This is a genomic window from Parasutterella muris, assembly GCF_943193095.1.
In the GTDB taxonomy this organism is placed as follows: Bacteria; Pseudomonadota; Gammaproteobacteria; order Burkholderiales; family Burkholderiaceae_F; genus Parasutterella; species Parasutterella muris.
Window position 1 is genome coordinate 27394 of record NZ_CALPCV010000020.1, and the last position, 18030, is coordinate 45423.

At 50.2% G+C, this 18030-nt stretch carries 16 protein-coding genes and 1 tRNA gene; 7 read left to right on the top strand and 10 right to left on the bottom strand.

Going from position 1 to position 18030, the window contains the following annotated elements; all coding sequences use genetic code 11:
* Positions 1–56: 56 nt before the first annotated feature.
* Together NFR90_RS08150 and NFR90_RS08155 are read right to left on the bottom strand one after the other, a co-directional pair.
* On the bottom strand, positions 57–1526 hold the full coding sequence (locus NFR90_RS08150; protein ID WP_251452174.1) for a leucyl aminopeptidase: 1470 nt from the start codon (positions 1524–1526) through the stop codon (positions 57–59).
* A gap of 63 nt (positions 1527–1589) precedes the next feature.
* Positions 1590–2471, bottom strand: coding sequence for a DMT family transporter (locus tag NFR90_RS08155; RefSeq protein WP_251452176.1), 882 nt, complete (start codon positions 2469–2471; stop codon positions 1590–1592).
* Between the two features lie 219 nt (positions 2472–2690).
* Between NFR90_RS08155 and NFR90_RS08160 the strand changes: the two genes are divergently transcribed.
* The 3 genes from NFR90_RS08160 to NFR90_RS08170 are packed head-to-tail and all read left to right on the top strand — an operon-like array spanning position 2691 to position 5733.
* Positions 2691–4106: an FAD-binding oxidoreductase gene (locus NFR90_RS08160; protein ID WP_251452177.1), complete on the top strand. Its 1416-nt coding sequence runs from the start codon at positions 2691–2693 to the stop codon at positions 4104–4106.
* A gap of 50 nt (positions 4107–4156) precedes the next feature.
* Positions 4157–5317, top strand: coding sequence for an asparaginase (locus NFR90_RS08165; RefSeq protein WP_251452178.1), 1161 nt, complete (start codon positions 4157–4159; stop codon positions 5315–5317).
* Positions 5314–5733 (top strand): DUF4186 domain-containing protein, encoded by a 420-nt coding sequence (locus NFR90_RS08170; RefSeq protein ID WP_251452179.1) that lies wholly within the window; start codon positions 5314–5316, stop codon positions 5731–5733. Before NFR90_RS08165 ends, NFR90_RS08170 begins: the two co-directional genes overlap by 4 nt.
* Before the next feature lie 69 nt (positions 5734–5802).
* Here NFR90_RS08170 and NFR90_RS08175 read toward each other — a convergent pair whose 3' ends face one another.
* From NFR90_RS08175 to NFR90_RS08195, 5 genes are all read right to left on the bottom strand, one after another.
* Complete coding sequence (locus NFR90_RS08175; RefSeq protein ID WP_160334518.1) at positions 5803–6747, bottom strand: Bug family tripartite tricarboxylate transporter substrate binding protein; 945 nt, start codon at positions 6745–6747, stop codon at positions 5803–5805.
* A 183-nt stretch (positions 6748–6930) separates the two neighbouring features.
* The gene (locus tag NFR90_RS08180) at positions 6931–8439 is read right to left on the bottom strand and encodes a tripartite tricarboxylate transporter permease (RefSeq protein WP_160334517.1); all 1509 of its coding nucleotides are present in this window, start codon (positions 8437–8439) and stop codon (positions 6931–6933) included.
* An 11-nt stretch (positions 8440–8450) separates the two neighbouring features.
* Positions 8451–8900, bottom strand: coding sequence for a tripartite tricarboxylate transporter TctB family protein (locus NFR90_RS08185; RefSeq protein WP_160334516.1), 450 nt, complete (start codon positions 8898–8900; stop codon positions 8451–8453).
* A gap of 645 nt (positions 8901–9545) precedes the next feature.
* Positions 9546–10142, bottom strand: a complete 597-nt coding sequence (locus NFR90_RS08190) for an epoxyqueuosine reductase QueH (RefSeq protein ID WP_160334515.1) — start codon at positions 10140–10142, stop codon at positions 9546–9548.
* A gap of 52 nt (positions 10143–10194) precedes the next feature.
* Positions 10195–10692 carry a helix-turn-helix domain-containing protein gene (locus NFR90_RS08195; protein WP_237178697.1) on the bottom strand — a complete coding sequence of 166 codons (498 nt, stop codon included), beginning with the start codon at positions 10690–10692 and terminating at the stop codon, positions 10195–10197.
* Between the two features lie 265 nt (positions 10693–10957).
* Here NFR90_RS08195 and NFR90_RS08200 point away from each other — a divergent pair, with 265 nt between their 5' ends.
* Both NFR90_RS08200 and proC read left to right on the top strand, forming a co-directional pair.
* Positions 10958–11686: a YggS family pyridoxal phosphate-dependent enzyme gene (locus NFR90_RS08200; protein WP_160334514.1), complete on the top strand. Its 729-nt coding sequence runs from the start codon at positions 10958–10960 to the stop codon at positions 11684–11686.
* Positions 11683–12516 carry a pyrroline-5-carboxylate reductase gene (gene proC / locus NFR90_RS08205; RefSeq protein WP_251452180.1) on the top strand — a complete coding sequence of 278 codons (834 nt, stop codon included), beginning with the start codon at positions 11683–11685 and terminating at the stop codon, positions 12514–12516. Before NFR90_RS08200 ends, proC begins: the two co-directional genes overlap by 4 nt.
* On the opposite strand, the gene recG is transcribed toward proC, so the two are convergent.
* Both recG and NFR90_RS08215 read right to left on the bottom strand, forming a co-directional pair.
* On the bottom strand, positions 12513–14582 hold the full coding sequence (gene recG / locus NFR90_RS08210) for an ATP-dependent DNA helicase RecG (protein ID WP_251452181.1): 2070 nt from the start codon (positions 14580–14582) through the stop codon (positions 12513–12515). The two genes, proC and recG, sit on opposite strands and share 4 nt — an antisense overlap.
* Positions 14583–14658: 76 nt before the next feature.
* Positions 14659–15399, bottom strand: a complete 741-nt coding sequence (locus NFR90_RS08215) for a GntR family transcriptional regulator (RefSeq protein WP_160334511.1) — start codon at positions 15397–15399, stop codon at positions 14659–14661.
* A 522-nt stretch (positions 15400–15921) separates the two neighbouring features.
* Here NFR90_RS08215 and NFR90_RS08220 point away from each other — a divergent pair.
* Positions 15922–17313, top strand: coding sequence for a tetratricopeptide repeat protein (locus tag NFR90_RS08220; protein ID WP_160334510.1), 1392 nt, complete (start codon positions 15922–15924; stop codon positions 17311–17313).
* Positions 17314–17386: 73 nt separating this feature from the next.
* Positions 17387–17462, top strand: a tRNA-Ala gene (locus NFR90_RS08225).
* 109 nt (positions 17463–17571) lie between these two features.
* On the opposite strand, the gene NFR90_RS08230 is transcribed toward NFR90_RS08225, so the two are convergent.
* Positions 17572–17754 carry a helix-turn-helix transcriptional regulator gene (locus NFR90_RS08230; RefSeq protein WP_251452182.1) on the bottom strand — a complete coding sequence of 61 codons (183 nt, stop codon included), beginning with the start codon at positions 17752–17754 and terminating at the stop codon, positions 17572–17574.
* Positions 17755–18030 lie beyond the last annotated feature (276 nt).

Consider the following 18030-nt stretch of genomic DNA (forward strand, 5'->3'; position numbering starts at 1 on the left):
CGTTTGTATAAAAAAGAAGGGACGGCTGTTAACCGTCCCGACATTTTAAACCTCGATTATTCGATATCGAGGTCCTTAAGGAAGCTGATCAGCAAAGGAACCGGGCGGCCTGTGGCACCCTTTTCCTTGCCGCTCTTCCAAGCAGTGCCCGCGATATCCAGGTGAGCCCAGGGCGTATCGCCGACGAATTCTTCAAGGAACGCGGCTGCTGTAGAGGAGCCCGCGCCGCGGCCGTCGCTAATGTTTGCGAGATCCGCGAAGTTGCTTCTGAGCGACTTGGTGAAGCTGATGTCCAAAGGCAGTCTCCAGCAGGGATCAAGACTTGCGTCGCCGGCCATCAGCATGGACACAGCCATTTCTTCGTCGTTGGCGAAGAGACCGGAGATGTCGTTGCCGAGCGCGATAATGCAGGCGCCCGTCAGGGTCGCGGCGTCAACCATGCACTTCGGTTTGAACTTGTCTTTGACAAAAGAGAGCAGGTCACAGAGCACCAAGCGGCCTTCGGCGTCCGTATTCAGAATTTCGACGGTCTTACCGCTGTAGCTCTTGAGGATGTCGCCCGGTTTTGTCGCGGCGCTGCCCGGCATATTTTCCGTAAAGCCGAGCGCGGCAACGATATTGACCTTGAGTTTCAGCTCTGCGGCGGTCGTGATCGCACCGATCATGGAGGCTGCGCCGCACATGTCGTACTTCATTTCGTCCATACCTTTGCCGGGTTTAAGCGAGATACCGCCGGAGTCAAACGTCAGGCCCTTGCCGATCAAAGCGACTGGAGCTTCGCCTTTTTTGCCGCCGTGGTATTCCATGATGACCATGCGGGCAGGCTGATGAGAGCCGCGGGCAACACCCAGAAGGCATCCCATACCGAGCTTTTCCAGCGCTTTTTCGTCATAGACCGAAACATCAAGACCGAATTCTTCACCGAGCTGCATGCATTCCTGAGCCATGAACTTCGGTGTGCAGATGTTGGCGGGCATATCGCCGTATTCTTTGGTTCTGCGAACGCCTTCGCCGACGGTAAAGCCTTCAAGGAAAGCGGTTTCGATATCTTCGTTGCCGTCCGGAACAAAGAGTTCAATTTTCTTGGGTTTCTTCCAATCGATGTCTTTGGTTTTGTAGTTTCTCGGACGATCGAATACATTGCAGGCAATACGGCCGGCGGTTTGAGCGATCCACTCGGGGATTTCGTCAGGAAGCCATTCCAAGCAGGTAATGACGACTTCTTTGCCCAAATATGCTTTTTCCAGACCGAGCTTCAGAATTCTCGGCAGCTCACGAGCTTTGCCCTTTTTGCCCAGGCCGACAAAAATCACACGCTCGGCCTTAGCGCCGGGGAAGCCAAAGAATTCGGCACACTTGCCGACACAGCCGTGAATGTCGCCGCTTTCCATCCATTTGGACACTAAGCCGCCGCTCGCTTTATCGAGCGCCTGAGCGGACGGTGTCAGACTGTCTTTAAATACACCGACGATTAATGCGCCGCAGGCGAGGTCAAGAACGTCGCCTTTGACAATTGAAGCTTTCATTTTTTAATCCTTATCAATTGCAACTAACCGACATATTATAAGTAGTTATACTGAGCTTTTAACCTATTTAGAGGCCTTTCTTCTCTCGCGGATCTCCGCTCGAACAAAGTAGCTTGCGCACAAACCGGCCGCAACGATCATCAGCATTCCGATAACAGCCGTCAGATGAATCGGCTCGTTAAAAATCACCTCTCCGAAGATTGTGGAAAAGAGAATCACGGTGTACTGAAGCGAACTCGAAAGCACGAGATTGCCTCTTGAAAAGGCGCGAGTCAGACAGAACTGTCCCATAGCAGAGCAGATGCAGAGCCCTGCGACCATACAGGCCGCTGTCGAGGTCCATTCATGAAATCCGCCGGTAAAAAGCGTACCGGCCAGACCGCAGATAAAACCGGTAAAAACCAAATAGAAAATAATGCGGGATTCCGGCTCCTGAAGAACGCCCAGGCGTTTTACAAAACTCGTCGCCACCGCGGTAAAAAATCCGGCTCCAATACCGACAGCGGCCGAAAAATATTCTGACGGAGAAATCGTCGGGCTGAGAAGCACCACAACACCCGAAAATCCAAGAAGCACCATGCTGAGCAGCTTCCAGTTGACCGGAATCTTATTTCGCGCCGCGTAGACAAGCACAAAGCAGCCGATAAATAAAGGCGCGGTGTAGTTAAGCGTCATCGCCAAGCCGATATTGAGGTGCGAAACGGAAAAAATGCCGCAGAGAATCGCAACTGTTCCCGCAAGCGATCGAATAATATGCTGCCAAGGGTGGTGCGTTGTCACGGTAATACCCGTGTATTTCATGACGCTGTAGAAAACGACGACGCAAAACGCGGATCTGAAAAGAAGGATCTCCCATGAACCCAGGCCTTCAAGTCCTGCGAATTTAACGAAAACGGCATAGAGCGAAAAAAAGACCGCCGCCACAAGCATCCAAAGAGACTGCATAAGATTTTGTATTCTGTTTTTTTAAGATGAACGGATTCTACCGTCTAATCTTCTGAAAGCGTGCGGTTATCCTGCTTCAGAGCAGAAAGATTAAAAGTCAAAAATGTTAGAATTTTTGAAGCCGTCGGCTGGCCGCCGGGTGTTATTTTGATTCGACCGACACGCCGACAGAAGGTTGGGGCTCAGTCCCAAAAATTGAATCTAATATCAAAGAACAATATGCAGTCAGCTATCAAGGCAAGATTTGAAGCCGTTGTCGGCGCAAACAATGTTATCGATGACCCGTCGCTTTTTGGTCCGTACTCAGATGACTTTACCGATCATTATGTCTGCAAACCCCTGGCGGTTATTCGTCCGGGCAGCACTCAGGAAGTCTCCGAGATCGTCAAAATATGCGCGGAATTAGACCTTCCAATCGTGACCCAGGGCGGCAATACCAGCTTAACGGGCGGCGCGATCACGAGCGAAGCGGATAAGCAGATCATACTTTCCATGACGCGCATGAAAAAAGTGACGCACAGCGATCCGAGCTCCGACACAATGACCGTAGAGGCGGGTATGACACTCGCCGAAGTGCACGAAGCGGCAGAGAACATCGGACGATTTTTCCCGCTTTCCTTTGCCGCTGAAGGCAACGCCACCATCGGCGGCTGCGCGGCCTGCAACGCGGGCGGCGTCGCGGTGCTCCGATACGGCACAACACGAGATCTGATTCTTGGCGTCGAGGCGGTTCTTGCCGACGGCAGAATCTACAACGGCTTGAGAAGACTGCGTAAAGACAATACCGGCTACGATCTCAAGGATTTATTTGTGGGCAGCGAAGGCACGCTCGGCATTATCACGCAGGTTGTCTTGAAGCTGTTTCCGATTCCCAAAGAAAAGGAAACGGCCTTTGTGTGTCTGGATTCTCCCGAAAAAGCGGTTGAACTGCTCGCTAAAGCCAAGGCAAGCGCCGGATCCTCGCTGACCGCGTTTGAACTTATCAGCAGCGCGCCGATCGAGCGCGTGGTCAAGTACCTTCCTGATATCGAAGTGCCACAGCTTTCCGAATCAAAATGGAAAGTGCTGATAGAGCTTTCTCTCGAGCAGAAAGGCGAGGAGAGCGTTCTGATGCCGATTCTGGAAAGCGCGTTCGAGAGCGAACTGATTTCGGATGCGGCGATCGCAAACTCCATCGGCGACTCTAAAGTCTTCTGGCACGTCAGAGAATCGATTCCGCTTGCCGACAGAACCGCGGGCGGCAGCATTCACAGCGATATCAGTCTTCCGATTTCGAAGATTCCCGGATTCATTGAAATCACAAGCCAAAGACTCCTTGAAGCCTATCCCTGGCTCGGCCTCTCTATTTACGGTCATTTAGGAGACGGAAACCTGCACTTTAATTTCGTCAGCCCCGAGGACCCGAAAGCGACATACCACCACGAGGAAGGTATTCGCGACATCCTTTACACTGCGGTTAACGAATTTGAGGGCTCGATTTCAGCGGAGCACGGAATCGGTATGCTCAAGCTCGAGCATAATTATCAGTTCAAAGCTCCGCTTGAAATTGAACTGATGGATAGAATCAAAGAGGCGCTGGATCCCCATGGGATTCTGAACCCCGGAAAGCTCCTGAAGCCGAAACGGAATTACTAACTTTCGAGGATATTGTGGCCAAATCTTCTAAATCTAAGAAGCGTAAAAAAATGAGCAAATCTGAAAAGACAACATCTAAAAACGTCGTTCCTTATAAAGAAAAAGATTTGGCCTCTGAAGTCCTCGATGACGGCTATATCGATGTCATGGAGGATAAGACCGTTTCCCTTTTTGTGGTGGGCGACGTAATTCTTCCAAATCTTACGGAAAAGAGCGAACTGAGTGAAGAGGAGATTACTCAGTCGCTTTTAGAGGAAATTCCGGAAATCAGCGACTACTGCAATCTTGATACGGTGAAACAATTCCGCTTCCGCGGCAATATTCCGACGCCCGCGATGATGCTCGATCTCTCCAAGAGCATTCAGAAGGCGCTCTCCAACCCGGATGTCGCCGGGGTCGTAGTAACACAGGCTCCGGATGCGATCGAGGAGAGCGCGTACTTTGTCAGCATTTCACTCTCGGATAAGTTCCAAAACAGCAATTCCAAGCCCATTGTCTTTACTTCGGCCATGTTCTCCGACGTGCCGTTCCATGACGGCGGAAGAAACCTTCTGGATTCGGTACGCACGGCTTGTCATGACGGCAAGGGCGATATCCCGACCGTTGTGATCTGCATGAATAGCGAAATTCACGCGGCCTCCCGCGCTCAGATTTCGCATACGATCAATGCGGCGGCGCTTTCCTCTCCGGGCTGGGGTCCCGTAGGCTATGCGGACAAGGACCGCGTTTACTTTCGTGCGGGCGCCCTTGAACTGGATACGGGACTTAATTTTCCGACGCCGAAGCGTTTGAGTGCGTCCGTAGAGATCATTAAGGCGCAAACGGGCGACACAGGCCTCATGGTCGACGCCGCCGTGAAAGCGGGCGCGGATGCGCTCATTATTGAAGGCTTCGGAAGAGGAAACCTTCCGGGCGGCATGATGCCCTCGATTAAAAAAGCCCTTAAAAAGGGCGTGCTGGTGGTTATCGCGACGCGCGCCGCCTCAGGCCGCGTGCTTGACTCGGGCGACTACTGCGGCAGCGTGACCGAGTGTCTGGACTTGGGCTGTCTGCTTGCCGGAGAAACCACGGCGGCAAAAGCGCGTCTTCTGATGATGTATATCCTCTCCCAGAAGGACGCCGCAGCGCTGCGCAAGAGCGACGAAGAGCGTTTCCTTGCTTATGTTCAGGAGTGTCTGGATCCGGTTTTAAGCGTCCGACTCTTTGAATGACACTGAAGTACCAAACCTTTGACGCGCTTTTTGAAGCGCTGGCTCGATCCGAATTTCGTTCCAAATTTCGCCTCACAGGCGATGATCGTGTGTTCGCTGAGCTGAGGAGCCCCGAGCTTCTCAATCAGCATGCGCATGAGATTTTAAAAAATCGCATTGGCGCTTCGCATCCGAAAAACGACGGCAAACAGACGCCTTACAAAGGACAGCCGGTTTTTACAGCCCAACACGCAACCGGATGCTGCTGCCGAAGCTGCTTATTCAAGTGGCACGGTATTGAAAAGAATAGGGAGCTCTCAGATCGTGAACTCAACGAACTCAGCGCGGTGATTTGTGAGTGGATTCGAAGGGATCTGGAGAAACCTGCTAAGAAAAAGCGCGTGCGCAAAGGCGAAACACTTTCCTTATTCGATTAAAGAAATAAATAAGCCCTTCGCGGAGGAAGGGCCTATTCGAGACGGCCTATTAAGGCCGCTTATACAAGATTACTTGTAGAGGTTGTTGACAACGTCACGAGCGAACTTGTCCTGAGCGTCGATCAGAGAGCCGAGTTCTTTGTTGTCTTTGAAGTCAAGAGCCATACCGGCTTTCTTGTGGGCTTCAACAACAGCCGGATCCTGCATTGTCTTCTTGAAGGCGTCTACGTAGTAAGCAATGATTTCGGGGCTTGTGCCTTTAGGAGCGACAAGAGCGCGGGCAGAGCCGTACCATTCGGGATAGAAGCCTTTTTCACCAAGAGTCGGAACGTTCGGCAGTTCGGCGTCACGTTTTGTATTGAAAACAGCGAGAACGCGAAGTTCGGGTTTGTCGCCCTTAACGAGCTTGGCAACGTCAGCAACCTTAGCGCATGTGAAGTCAACTTCGCCCTGACGGAGAGCGAGCAGCTGGTCAGCTGTGCCACCGTAAGGAACGGCTTTGTAGTTGAAGCCGGCGCTCTTGGAGAAAAGCTGAGCAGCGGTGTGGTTGGAAGCCTTAACACCGTTGGTGGAAGCCTTCAAATTTCCTTTCTTAGCAGCAGCAACGAGTTCTTCGATTGTCTTGTATGGAGAATCAGCCTTAACAGCGACAACACCGGTTTCTGTCAGATGGTTGGCGATAGGCACAATGTCATGAGAAGAAAAGGGAGCCCCCGGCTGGGCAGCTAAAGTAGTGAATGTCGGCAGGTTGATAAAGCCGATTGTCTGGCCGTCGGGTTTGGAGTTAACCAATTTTGTCCAGCCGATTTTACCGTCAGCGCCCGGAAGGTTCTGAATAATGATGGTCTTCGGAATGTACTTAGCGGCTTCAGTGGCGAGCAGGCGGGCACCTGTATCTGTACCGGAACCGGCTTTGTAAGCGACGATAACATTGATATCACCGGTCGGCTCCCAAGCCATAGCTGTCATAGGAACGGTCATGGCAACAGCCATAGCTAAAAGCACTTTTTTCATGTCTAATGTCCTCCTGAGGGATCAAAATTGTATTTTCAAGCCTTAAAAGTGAACAAGGCAGGCCCCGAATAATCGATGTTTCGGCGCACGTTACAAATGATAACGCAATCCCCAAATAATAGGAATATTTTTTTAATGCAAAAAGGCGCCGACTGTGCGGCGCCTTTAGAAAGATTCACTTATTTAGTGATGAGATCTGGCCTCAACATGCTTTTCCCATCTTGCCATGAGCCAGGGAGAAGCGGTACCGAGGATACACATCGCGATCAGCAGCCAGCAGAGCGGAGTGCTGAAAAGAATCGAAGGATCGCCGTCGCTGAGGTACAGAGAGCGGCGCAGACCGTTTTCGCCGATCGGTCCGAGAATGAGACCGAGTACGATCGCGGCGGCATTCAGATCGAACTTACGGACAAAGTAGCCGATGATGCCGAAGATGAACATGATGATGACTTCAACGAAGTTGTTATGGATCGCGAAGGAGCCCACCACACAGAGCAGGAAGATGGACGGAATCAGGATGGAGTCCGACAGTCTGGAGACCTGCGCAAAGAGGCGGCAGCCGACTAAGCCGATGCCGAGCATTGCGAACTGAACCAGCACGAAGCCCGCGAAGAACGTGTATGTCATCGGAGCGTAGGTGGAGAAGAGTTCGGGTCCGGGCTGCAGGCCGTGAATAATCAGGCCGCCCATCAGCACTGCGGTCACGCTTTCGCCCGGGATACCGAGTGTCAGTGTCGGGATCAGAGAGCCGCCCGTAACCGCGTTGTTGGCGGCTTCTGAACCGGCGACGCCTTCAATGGAGCCTTTGCCGAATTCTTCTTTATGGTGAGAGAAGCGTCTTGCTTCGTTGTAGCCCATGAAGCAGGCGATCGTTGCGCCGGCACCAGGAAGAATGCCAAGCACGTTGCCAATGACCCAGGAGCGGGTAATGGTCGGCATCAGGCGCTTGATTTCAGAACCGTTCAAAAGAAGGCTTCCGGAGAACTTGGCCGCTTTGGCTCGCTTGGCGATCGCTTTCTCAGCAAGGATCAGAACCTGAGACATGGAGAAGAGGCCGATCAGCGCACAGGTCACGTTCACGCCGTTGTAAAGCGAGCTTGAACCCATCATGAAGCGCTCAACGCCTTCCATCGGGTCCATACCGATCGTGGAGATGAGAAGACCGAGAATACCGGAGATAAAGCCCTTGATCAGAGACTTGGAGGAGACGCCCGCGATAACGGTCAGACCGAAGATGGAAAGCCAGAAGTATTCCGGACTCTTAAACTTCATCGCAAGTTCGGCAAGGAACGGGGAGAAGAAGTATAGAGAGATACAGCTCAGAAGACCGCCGCAGAAAGACGCGAAGCAGGCAACGGCAAGCGCTTTGGCGGCCATGCCTTTTTTCGTAAGCTCGTAGCCTTCGATCGCGGTCGCTGCCGAAGCGGGCGTACCCGGTGTATGAACCAGAATCGCGGAAATAGATCCGCCGAAAATGGCGCCGCAGTAGATACCGCCGAGAACGATCAGGCCGGTGGCCGGATCCATACCGAATGTAACCGGCAGCAGAAGGGCGACACCCATCGCGGCGGAAAGACCGGGCAGACAGCCGATTGTGATACCGAGCGCCGTGGCGGCGATCATCAGAATGATATTAAGCGGAGAGAGTGCGTGTACAAAACCGGCACCCATCAGAGAAAGTGTTTCCAACATGTTCCTTCTCCTTATTCAAAGAAAACGCCGACCGGCAGCGGAACGTGCAGGAAAAGCGAGAAAACCAGATATGTCACGATCATGATGACTGCGCAGGTAATGACCGCGGGAATCGGCTTAACCTTAAGGAAGAACTGAGCAAGCAGCAGATACAGGATGCTCGAAATGTAGTAGCCGAGATAATTCACTACCGCCATATAAATCAGGCAGCCCGCGATAACGCCGAAGAACTGGCCGGGCACAAAGGAAGCAAAAATCTTTCTGAAGTCGTTCAGGACGAGACGATGACGGAAGAAGCTGTAGAGCTGTTTGCCCAAAAGCAGTGTATTACAGACGTAGAGGGCGGTTAAAAGGATCAGCGGATAGGACTGAGCTTGCGGCGGAAGCTGCAGAGTCATCACAAGGAACCATGTGGCGACTCCGTAAACGACGGCGACGACGCACAAATCGGACTCTTTCATATTTTCTCTCTTATAAAAACGGAATAACTCCGTCGGGATTTCAGCAGTTCGGCTTTAAATGCCGTTTTTTTAGAACAAGGCCGAACAAGGCCTGGTACGGATCAATTTTACAAGAATGACACCTGTTTTAAAGGAGGGAAGCACTTACAAAGGCCCTTTAAATCGGCTTTTACTGATTTACTCACTATATATAAAGCAGCTTTTTAAACACTGAATGTGTGTTTTTTACAACATCTTTGAGAATTTTTGAATGCGGCAATCCTTTCGGCACACGGTTTCCGCGCTGCTTTGATGACTACAAAAACTGTATGAATATTCTAAAAAAAAGATTATTTCTTTTTCTCCGGAAGAAAATGACTGGAAAACTATATATAAGAAATCAACTGGAGGACAGGAGGGGGCGACTGGTTCGCTATTTTCTTATGAGGGGTAATAAATAATTAAAACAATAACCCAATATCGAGTTTGAAAAACAAATCGGTTATTAAAAAATAAATATAGGAATATCAGACTAAATAGAAATCAAACATATATATAAACACCCCGCCCGATTTATTTAATAAATCAAAAATCAAATCTAAATAAAATTAAAAAAAATCTCCTCATAAACTTTAAGAATATAAGGAGAGGTAATTGCCTAATTATCTATTTCAGAATGATGATCTTTTGCTCGTCGGAAAGGTGTCCCATTGAGAACTCACAGCCGCAGTAAAGCTGGTTATAGAAGTTGTTTTCCTTCAGAAGGACCGAGCGCCTTTCCTGAAGACCGCCTTTTTTCCAGTTGACATCCCAGTAGCGCACGCCGGGGATGAGACTGTCGGCTCGCTCAGCCGCGGCCCGGATTTGTTCCAGGCTTTTCCAGCGGGAACCGGCAAGCGTGGTCGTGTAATGGGTAATACCTTCTTTACGGGCGCACTCTGCAGTGACCAATAAGCGGTGGCTGAAGCAGGCGAGACAGCGCTTTCCGCGTTCCGGTTCATTTTCCAGTCCGAGTACAGAGATCCGCCAGAGCTCGTGACAGTAATCGCCGTCAATAATACGTACGCCGAGTTTTTCCGCGTAACGGTCAATTTCCCGCTTGCGGATCAGGTATTCTTTCTGCGGATAGATATTCGGGTTATAGAAGAAGATCGTCGGTTTGATCCCGTGATCGAGCATCCACTCGAGAATCGCAGCCGAGCAGGGCGCGCAGCACGAATGCAGAAGGACTTCTGAGGGGGCCTCAGGTGTTTCTAAAGTCATAAAAAAATTAGCAGGATTAAAAAATCCTGCTAATTATAGGGCTGACAGCTTTTTATGCAGTCGGTGTCATGACGCCGCTGTCTTCTACATCGAATTCAACCGGAGCGGTTTCACCAGCCTGAACGCGGGCAGCTTCCGCACGTTCGGCGTTATCTTTGTGAATCCACTGAAGGACTGTTGCGCGGTTAACTTTTGTGAGCTGCGAAATCGCGTTGTAGGATTTTCCTTCCTCACGGCGGAGACGAAGCACTTCAGCTTTCTGCTCCGGCGTGTAGGACTGCTGACGCGCACCGTGTTCCGCACGGAACGTGCCAATCAGGAAGCTGCGGTGCCAGTCGCGCGCAGTATAAATCGGAATGTTCAGAGTCTTGGCGCAGCTCTTGTAGCTTCCGCCGTTTTTAAAAATAAGCAGCGCTTTTTGACGTGTCTCAAAGGAATGACGCGGAAGAGCTTTACGAGCAGAGGCGGCATCTGTTGTCTTAGTCGCAGCAGCCGTCGGTTTCTTGGCAAGCTTTCCAAGCCCTCTCGCTGTTTTTTCAGTTTTTGGCATATTGTAAGGCTCCCGTATTTCGGAAATATTCAAGTACTACACTGTGGTTTGTCTCCGTTTGAATATTTATATTTATATCCAAGCGGTTCGGTTATGTGAATAATATACCATTTACGATAAAAAATAATATTATTGATTATGAGTAGAATGATTTTTTATTAATGACAATCATCCCCCGTTTTTATTAATCAGATATTTGTAAGTTTGGTTACTAACCCTAAAATAAGACTACTATTTACAAGAAATTTAATTTTGGGGGTTTGAAATGTCAGTTCTTAAACCGGGTCTTGCGGACAGGTACGAAAAGGTTAAATCAAATTTAGCCCTTGCAGAGAAAGAATCACTCCGCGCAGCCGGAAGCGTATTTCTTCTTCCGGTCTCAAAAACGTTTGACATTGAGGCGATTCGGGAAGCAGTCGGATGCGGAATGCACGCCTTTGGAGAAAACTATGTCCAAGAGGGTATCGAGAAGATCCGATGGTTCAGAGAGAACGAACCGAACCTGGATTTAACCTGGCATTTCATCGGCAGACTCCAGTCCAACAAAACCCGCCCGGTCGCTGAGCATTTTGACTGGGTGCAGACCGTGGACCGCCTTAAAATCGCCGAACGGCTCTCCGAGCAAAGGCCCGTGGAGCTTGGGCCGCTGAACGTGCTGATTGAGGTCCATATTTCCGGTGAAGACTCCAAGGGCGGCTGTGAACCTATGGATGTGCCCGCTTTAGCCCAGGCCGTCACAACGCTCCCTAATCTCAAATTGAGAGGTCTGATGGCGATTCCCGCTCCGTCGGATACGGAAGAAGGTAAAAAAGCGCCGCTTCGGGAGATGTTTTCTCTATATACTCAGCTCAAAGACATGGGCTTTGATATTGATACGCTTTCTATGGGCATGAGCTCCGACATGAAAGAAGCAGTGGAGTGCGGCTCAACTATGGTGCGCGTCGGTTCCGCGATCTTCGGGCCCAGAGACTACGGCAATAAGGAATCAAAATGAACAGAAAAACCATTGTTTTTTACGGCGGCGGCAACATGGCGTCCGCCATTATTTCTAAGATGGTCACAAGCGATTGGTCCGGTGAAGACATTCATGTGATCGACCGCAACGCGGAAAAGCTTGAGCGCTTCAGCAAACAGTTCGGCGTTCAAGTCCATGACAAACCCGGCTCCTGGATGGCGCAGATCGATTCTGTCGTTTTGGCGGTTAAGCCGCAGCAGCTTCCCGACGCGATCGCCTCGGCAAAAGAATGGATGGATGAGGCGCTGATTATCTCTATTGCCGCAGGCGTACGAATTGAAGATCTGCGGGCCATGCTCGGACAGAATCGAATCTGCCGCGCCATGCCCAATACGCCGATGAAAATCGGCAAGGGCGTCTGCGGTCTTTACGCGACTGCTGAGGCGGACGAAGACCACCTCTTTATCGTGAAGGTGTTTGCGGCTTGCGGAGATCTGATTTGGTGCGATAAGGAAGAGATGCTCGAAGGCGTGACCGCGGTTTCCGGATCCGGCCCCGCTTACGTATTCCGTTTTATTGAAGCACTCGAAAACGCCGGTATTCGCTACGGCTTTAACGAGGTGCAGGCAAGAAGACTCGCGATTGCCACAGTTCTGGGTTCTGCGGAACTGGCGCGACAGAGCGACGAGCCGCCTGCAGAGCTTCGTGCAAAAGTCACCAGTAAAGGCGGCACCACTTATGAAGCATTAAAAGTTATGCAGGAAAGAGGCTTCATGGAAATGATGCAGGACGCGATGGACGCCTGCAGACGCAGATCCGCTGAGCTTGGCGAAGCGTTCCATGAAAACCTGGAATCCAAAAAAGATTAAGCTTCAAGGAATTTTTCTTTAGATTCATACCAGCGGGCTGCATGCGTGTCAGCCCGCTCGTCATTTTCATCAATCCAGCGCTGCGCCAAATGGGTCGCCTTTTCCACCAAATCGACATCTGTGTCGAGGTTGGCAAAGCGAAGCAGGGCGACTCCGCTCTGACGGGCGCCGAGAAACTCTCCCGGACCTCTGAGTTCAAGGTCTCTTCTTGAGATTTCAAAACCGTCCGTCGTGCTCTTAAAGACTTTAAGACGTTCCTTGCCGATATCGGAAAGTTTATTGCCGAAGAGCGCGACACAGAAACTCTTTTCACTGCCGCGTCCGACTCGGCCTCTAAGCTGGTGAAGCTGCGCCAGTCCGAAGCGCTCGGCGTGTTCAATCACCATGATGGTCGCGTTAGGCACATCGACGCCCACCTCAATAACCGTGGTCGATACTAAAAGCTGAGTCTCGCCCTTAACGAATCTGTCCATAATGACGTTTTTTTCTTCCGGCGTCATTTTGCCGTGCAGCAGCTCAATCCGATAGTTCGGAAGCAGGGCGCAGATCTGTTCGCAGGTTTCCGTCGCCGCGGTTAAATCTATTTTTTCGCTCTCCTCAATGAGCGGACAGACCCAGTAGGCCTGAGCTCCGTGACTGAGCGACTGGCCGATCGATTCGATCAGTTCTTCCTTACGCTGCATCGAGAGCAGTTTAGTTTCGATTTTCTGTCGGCCGGGCGGAAGTTCATCAATGACCGAAACATCCACGTCCGCGAGATAGCTCATCGCGAGTGTTCGCGGAATGGGAGTCGCCGACAGCATCAGCAGATGCGGCATAAAGCCGTCCTCGCGTTCTGCTCTCAGCTGCAGGCGCTGATTCACGCCGAAGCGGTGCTGTTCGTCCACGATCGCCAGACCGAGCGCTTTAAAAGCGACGTCAGGCTGAATGAGGGCGTGGGTGCCGACCACAAGTTCAGCGCCGTCCGCGATCGCCTTAAGCGCCTCGCGCTTTTCTTTCGCCTTTTGTTTTCCCGAGAGCCAAACGACGCGCACGCCAAAAGGCTCAAGCCAGGAAATAATCTTTCTGAAATGCTGCTCGGCCAGAATTTCGGTCGGCGCCATAAGCGCCGCCTGATAGCCGCAGTCAATCACCTGACAGGCGGCGAGCGCCGCGATAACGGTTTTGCCGCTTCCCACATCGCCCTGAACCAGGCGGTTCATCGGACGATCCGACTGCAGAGAACCGACAATTTCGTTCCATACACGCTTTTGAGCGCCTGTCAGCTTAAACGGCAGAGACTTATAAAATTTAAAGCTCAGAGAGTCGGTCCTTCCTTTCGGAAAGGGCATCAGAGGCGCTTTATTCGTCTCTCTGAGTTTACGAGAGCGTTTCAGCGCGATTTGCTGCGCGAGCAGTTCATCAAACTTGAGTCTTTGCCAGGCCGGATCGGTTTTTTCCTGCAGGGCTTCGAGACTGGCTCCGGGGGCAGGATGGTGCAGCGATTCAATCGCCTTTCTCAATTCCGGAAGACCGAGGCTTTGTCTTTCTTCTTCAGTCAGCAGGTCTTTGATATCCACGTCCATCAGAGCGCGGTCAATTCGTTTTCTGAGCCACGGCTGAGTAATACCTTCGCCCGCCGGATACACCGGCGTCAGCGTTTTAGGCAATTCCGCGTCCGACTTGATATTACGGGTTTTCGGGTGAATCATTTCGAGTTCACCGCCGTAGCTGCGGCGGGGATTGCCGAAAAGGCGCACACGCTTTCCTTCCTTCAGAACCTCGCGCAGAGAAGGGAAGTAATGGAGATAACGCAGTTTCAGAACGTCGGATCCGTCGTCAATCCAAGCCTCGAATGAGCCTCGAAAACGGTTTTCCTGGCTGCGAACCACTTCTCCCTCAACCTGCTGATCCACACCGGGGACAAGGTCGGCAATCGGCGTCACAGAGGTTTCGTCCTCATAGCGCAGCGGCAAATGAAGCACAAAGTCCCAGTCTCTTGAGAGACCGAGCTTTTTCAGCCGCTCTTTAAGCGGCGCAAGTTTCTGACCGGGCTTTCTGCCGTATACGTTTTTAGACTCTGCCACTGAAGCAATCCACCAAAAAGTCGCAAGACGCGAGGAAAAGAAAAGGGCCCGAAGGCCCTGTTTATTTTAGTGCAAATTACCGAACATCTCTTCGGCCGTTCTGCATGTTGATCGTGAGAGAATAACGATCGCCCGGGTGATAAGACTCGGAAATTTCAAGGATATTTCTGCGAATGCCAAGATAGTGACGAAGGATTCTCAGCGCAGGCGAACCCGGTGTCGCGTTCAGACTGATCGCCGCTTCAGCGGGAAGGGGAACCGCGGAAATTTTCTGAGTGACTTCCTGACATCTTTCTCCGTATTCCTTTTCAATCAGCGTTGAAAGAAGAACCAGCGGGTTGTGTCTTGCGAGTTCCGGAAGCTTGGAATAGGCGGCGTTGACGTAGACCGCAGTCCAGACAACCGGTTTGCCTTCATCGGTCGGATGGGTACGAATATTTGTGAAGCGAAGGAAACGGAGATATTTTTCACACTCAAGTTTCTGAGCGAGCTCCTGATCGACAACGCATTCCTGAGTTAACTGGATTTCACGTTTATGGGTACTTGAGAGATGATCGATTTCAGAGACTGAAGTAAAAGAGCGCGCGTAGCTTTCGTCAAAACCCACCGAGACGACTTTAGAACCAAGTCTCGGCCAGCGACGGATTAACCCCATGCGAGTTAAATCCGCAAGAGCGAGACGAACGGTATAGCGGCTGACGTTGTACTGTGCGCACAGCTCTGCTTCAGTCGGAAGATAGGAATGAAGAGGGAATTCCCCAGTCGTAATTCCTTTTGTCAGATCATTTGCCAGCTTAATCCATCGTGCATTCTTCATAGCGGTCCATCCTTAGAATTATTATTGTTACAGACAAATATTAAAGATTTCACCCCACCATTTCAAGGGGGATTATCGTTTGTTCTAAGCGGGGTAATACCGATTTACTATTTATTTGAATTTATGAATATATTTATAAAAACAATTTTTATAAATCCGTTTTTTTATTAAGATTTTCGTTCAAATATCACCTATACGGGGTAACAATCGTCTGTAATGTTCAGTAAACCCACCCCATGAGCCGCAGTCTCTAAGCGGATTTTGTCTGACAAATAACCCTATAAAATTCATCTTTAATATCCGGTGGTTGATTGGCGTTTTTATAATTAAAAGCAAAGTTGAAATTGTAATAAACAATTTCAGCGTTTAATGGTGATTTCAGGACAAAAATCATAAGTATTTTCCTGATCGTGATTACCTCTAATATTGTTCGGCATTTGTCTTTAATCACGCTGTTCGTTCTCACAAAAGATTCGTTTTTGCAGGGATAAATCTGCAAAAATTACGGGAAGGAGAGTTTTCATGGCCCATTTGAAATTCAGAACTTCCATCCTCGTCGGTGGTTTGTGTTCGGCGCTCTTTTTTATGACCGCACACGCTCAGCAGCAGAATGCGGAGACAGTACCCGCGGTCTCGGCCGAGAGTTCGGCGTCAGAGTCAGCTTCGGAGCCCGCAGCTGCGGTATCTGCTGAAGACAAAGATAAGATCGCTAAGCTGATTCAGGAAGCTGAAGTTTATCTTTACGGCGACCATGTTCCGGTTGATCTGGCTAAAGCGGCCGATCTCTATTCTCAGGCGGCTGCTCTTGGGAGCCCAAAAGCAATGATGCGCCTTTCAACTCTGTACCGCAGAGGCTCAGGAGTTGAGCAGTCCTCCGAAAAAGCGTTTGAACTCGCAAAAGCAGCAGCGGAAAAAGATTATGTACCGGCGATGGCCGCTCTGGGCTTTTTCTACAGCGACGGCACCGGAGTCGAGAAGTCTGCTGAAAAGGCTGACTATTGGCTTGAAAAAGCCGCAGAAAACGGACACAAACTGGCGCGCGTGGTGACCGGGGAAAAGTATCTTGCCAAGACAGACGATCCGCAGGCACAGGCAAAAGGCCGCTTCCTGATTGATACGCTGCTCGAAAACGGCTCTCCGAGTGAGCTCTATACCATTAGTTATTCGTACGGGCATGGCTATCGTCTGCCTAAAGATGAAGACAAAGCAATTTTCTGGGCCAAGGCCGCTGCTAAGAAGGGCGGCGTTAACGCGATGTTTTATTTAGGCGAATGCTACTGGAATCGTCAGGATTATCCGCAGGCACTCAGCTGGTTTGAAAAAGCGGCAGAGAAGGGCTTGGGCGCGGCTGAGCTTCAGACGGGAAGACTTTACCGAGACGGCGCGCAGGGCGTGGAACCGGATCCGGTCAAGGCGGTTCAGTGGCTGACAAAGGCGGCGCCATATGCAAGAAACGACGATCTGCTTTCTCTTGTCAAACTTTACCAAACCGGACCGCAAAGCGTTAGAAGCCGGGATCAGGCCCAGAAGTATCTGGATATCTATATTAAAAAAGCCTCAACATCAGAACTTCAGAATGAAGCCGACCGTTTCTGGAACGGTACCGGCGTGCGCAAAAACTTTAATTTAGGCGGCGCACTCTCGCTGGCAGCTATACAGAAAGGAGACCGCTCACAGGTTTGTGAATTCGCAATGAGACTGTCTCAGCCCAATTGGATCCATTTTGATCCGGTCACAGCTTATTCGATCCTCAATCAATGCGCATTGGATAAAAACGCGACTGACGAAGTTAAACAGGCTTTTACCGCACTGGAAAACAGAATGAGCGCTGAACAAATTCAGAAAGCGCAGGAAATTGACGGAGAAGAAGCGCTCAATAACTATTTGAATTCTAACCAACCTTCTATTAAGTAAGTAAAAACCCTTAGTTTGTTGAGTTGCTAGAAGCTTCTTTTTAGTGCACAATGTCGAAAGTTTCCGAATCGGTGGGGAAATAGCTCAGCTGGGAGAGCGCTGCGTTCGCAATGCAGAGGTCGTGGGTTCGATCCCCATTTTCTCCACCAAGACCCCAATATCCATGCGGGTTTTCAGAGATTAAAGAAAAATGGCCCACTAAATGGCCCACGAAGAAAAAATAATCCCCGAAGTTATTCACTCCGGGGTTTCTGCGTTTTAGCGCTTCAGATCAGGCCGCTGGGTCATCCATTTATCAACCTGATCAACTCTCCAATAAGGGCGACCCATTTTATAAATGCCTTTTGGGAAATAATTGAGTTTGATCCAAATGTCGATTGTTCGGGGCGTTCGTTTCAAGTACTCAGCAGTTTCTTTTTTGGTCATCCATACTGCTACCATTTTATTCCTCTTCCAATTATTTAATATTTACCGTAACGAGAGAGCACGGCGCCGCTGCCGAATCATTTGTTAGCGGCATTGCATAACTCCTTGTCGATACTGAAAAATTGCAGAACTAGAGAACTAAAAATTTAAAAATCACAAAAAATCATTTTATTTCAGTGGAATAAAATGATTTTTTGTGTTATACTAGATTACCTAATTAGATAATCGATTGTAATTATGAATACGCCAAAACTTCCTCCGCTCATTATTAAAAAGAGCCCTTCGGCTTAT

Coding starts and splice junctions, on each gene's coding strand:
- NFR90_RS08150 (WP_251452174.1), bottom strand. CDS start 1,526: ATGAAAGCTTCAATTGTCAAAGGCGACGTTCTTGACCTCGCCTGCGGC.
- NFR90_RS08155 (WP_251452176.1), bottom strand. CDS start 2,471: ATGCAGTCTCTTTGGATGCTTGTGGCGGCGGTCTTTTTTTCGCTCTAT.
- NFR90_RS08160 (WP_251452177.1), top strand. CDS start 2,691: ATGCAGTCAGCTATCAAGGCAAGATTTGAAGCCGTTGTCGGCGCAAAC.
- NFR90_RS08165 (WP_251452178.1), top strand. CDS start 4,157: ATGAGCAAATCTGAAAAGACAACATCTAAAAACGTCGTTCCTTATAAA.
- NFR90_RS08170 (WP_251452179.1), top strand. CDS start 5,314: ATGACACTGAAGTACCAAACCTTTGACGCGCTTTTTGAAGCGCTGGCT.
- NFR90_RS08175 (WP_160334518.1), bottom strand. CDS start 6,747: ATGAAAAAAGTGCTTTTAGCTATGGCTGTTGCCATGACCGTTCCTATG.
- NFR90_RS08180 (WP_160334517.1), bottom strand. CDS start 8,439: ATGTTGGAAACACTTTCTCTGATGGGTGCCGGTTTTGTACACGCACTC.
- NFR90_RS08185 (WP_160334516.1), bottom strand. CDS start 8,900: ATGAAAGAGTCCGATTTGTGCGTCGTCGCCGTCGTTTACGGAGTCGCC.
- NFR90_RS08190 (WP_160334515.1), bottom strand. CDS start 10,142: ATGACTTTAGAAACACCTGAGGCCCCCTCAGAAGTCCTTCTGCATTCG.
- NFR90_RS08195 (WP_237178697.1), bottom strand. CDS start 10,692: ATGCCAAAAACTGAAAAAACAGCGAGAGGGCTTGGAAAGCTTGCCAAG.
- NFR90_RS08200 (WP_160334514.1), top strand. CDS start 10,958: ATGTCAGTTCTTAAACCGGGTCTTGCGGACAGGTACGAAAAGGTTAAA.
- proC (WP_251452180.1), top strand. CDS start 11,683: ATGAACAGAAAAACCATTGTTTTTTACGGCGGCGGCAACATGGCGTCC.
- NFR90_RS08215 (WP_160334511.1), bottom strand. CDS start 15,399: ATGAAGAATGCACGATGGATTAAGCTGGCAAATGATCTGACAAAAGGA.
- NFR90_RS08220 (WP_160334510.1), top strand. CDS start 15,922: ATGGCCCATTTGAAATTCAGAACTTCCATCCTCGTCGGTGGTTTGTGT.
- NFR90_RS08230 (WP_251452182.1), bottom strand. CDS start 17,754: ATGGTAGCAGTATGGATGACCAAAAAAGAAACTGCTGAGTACTTGAAA.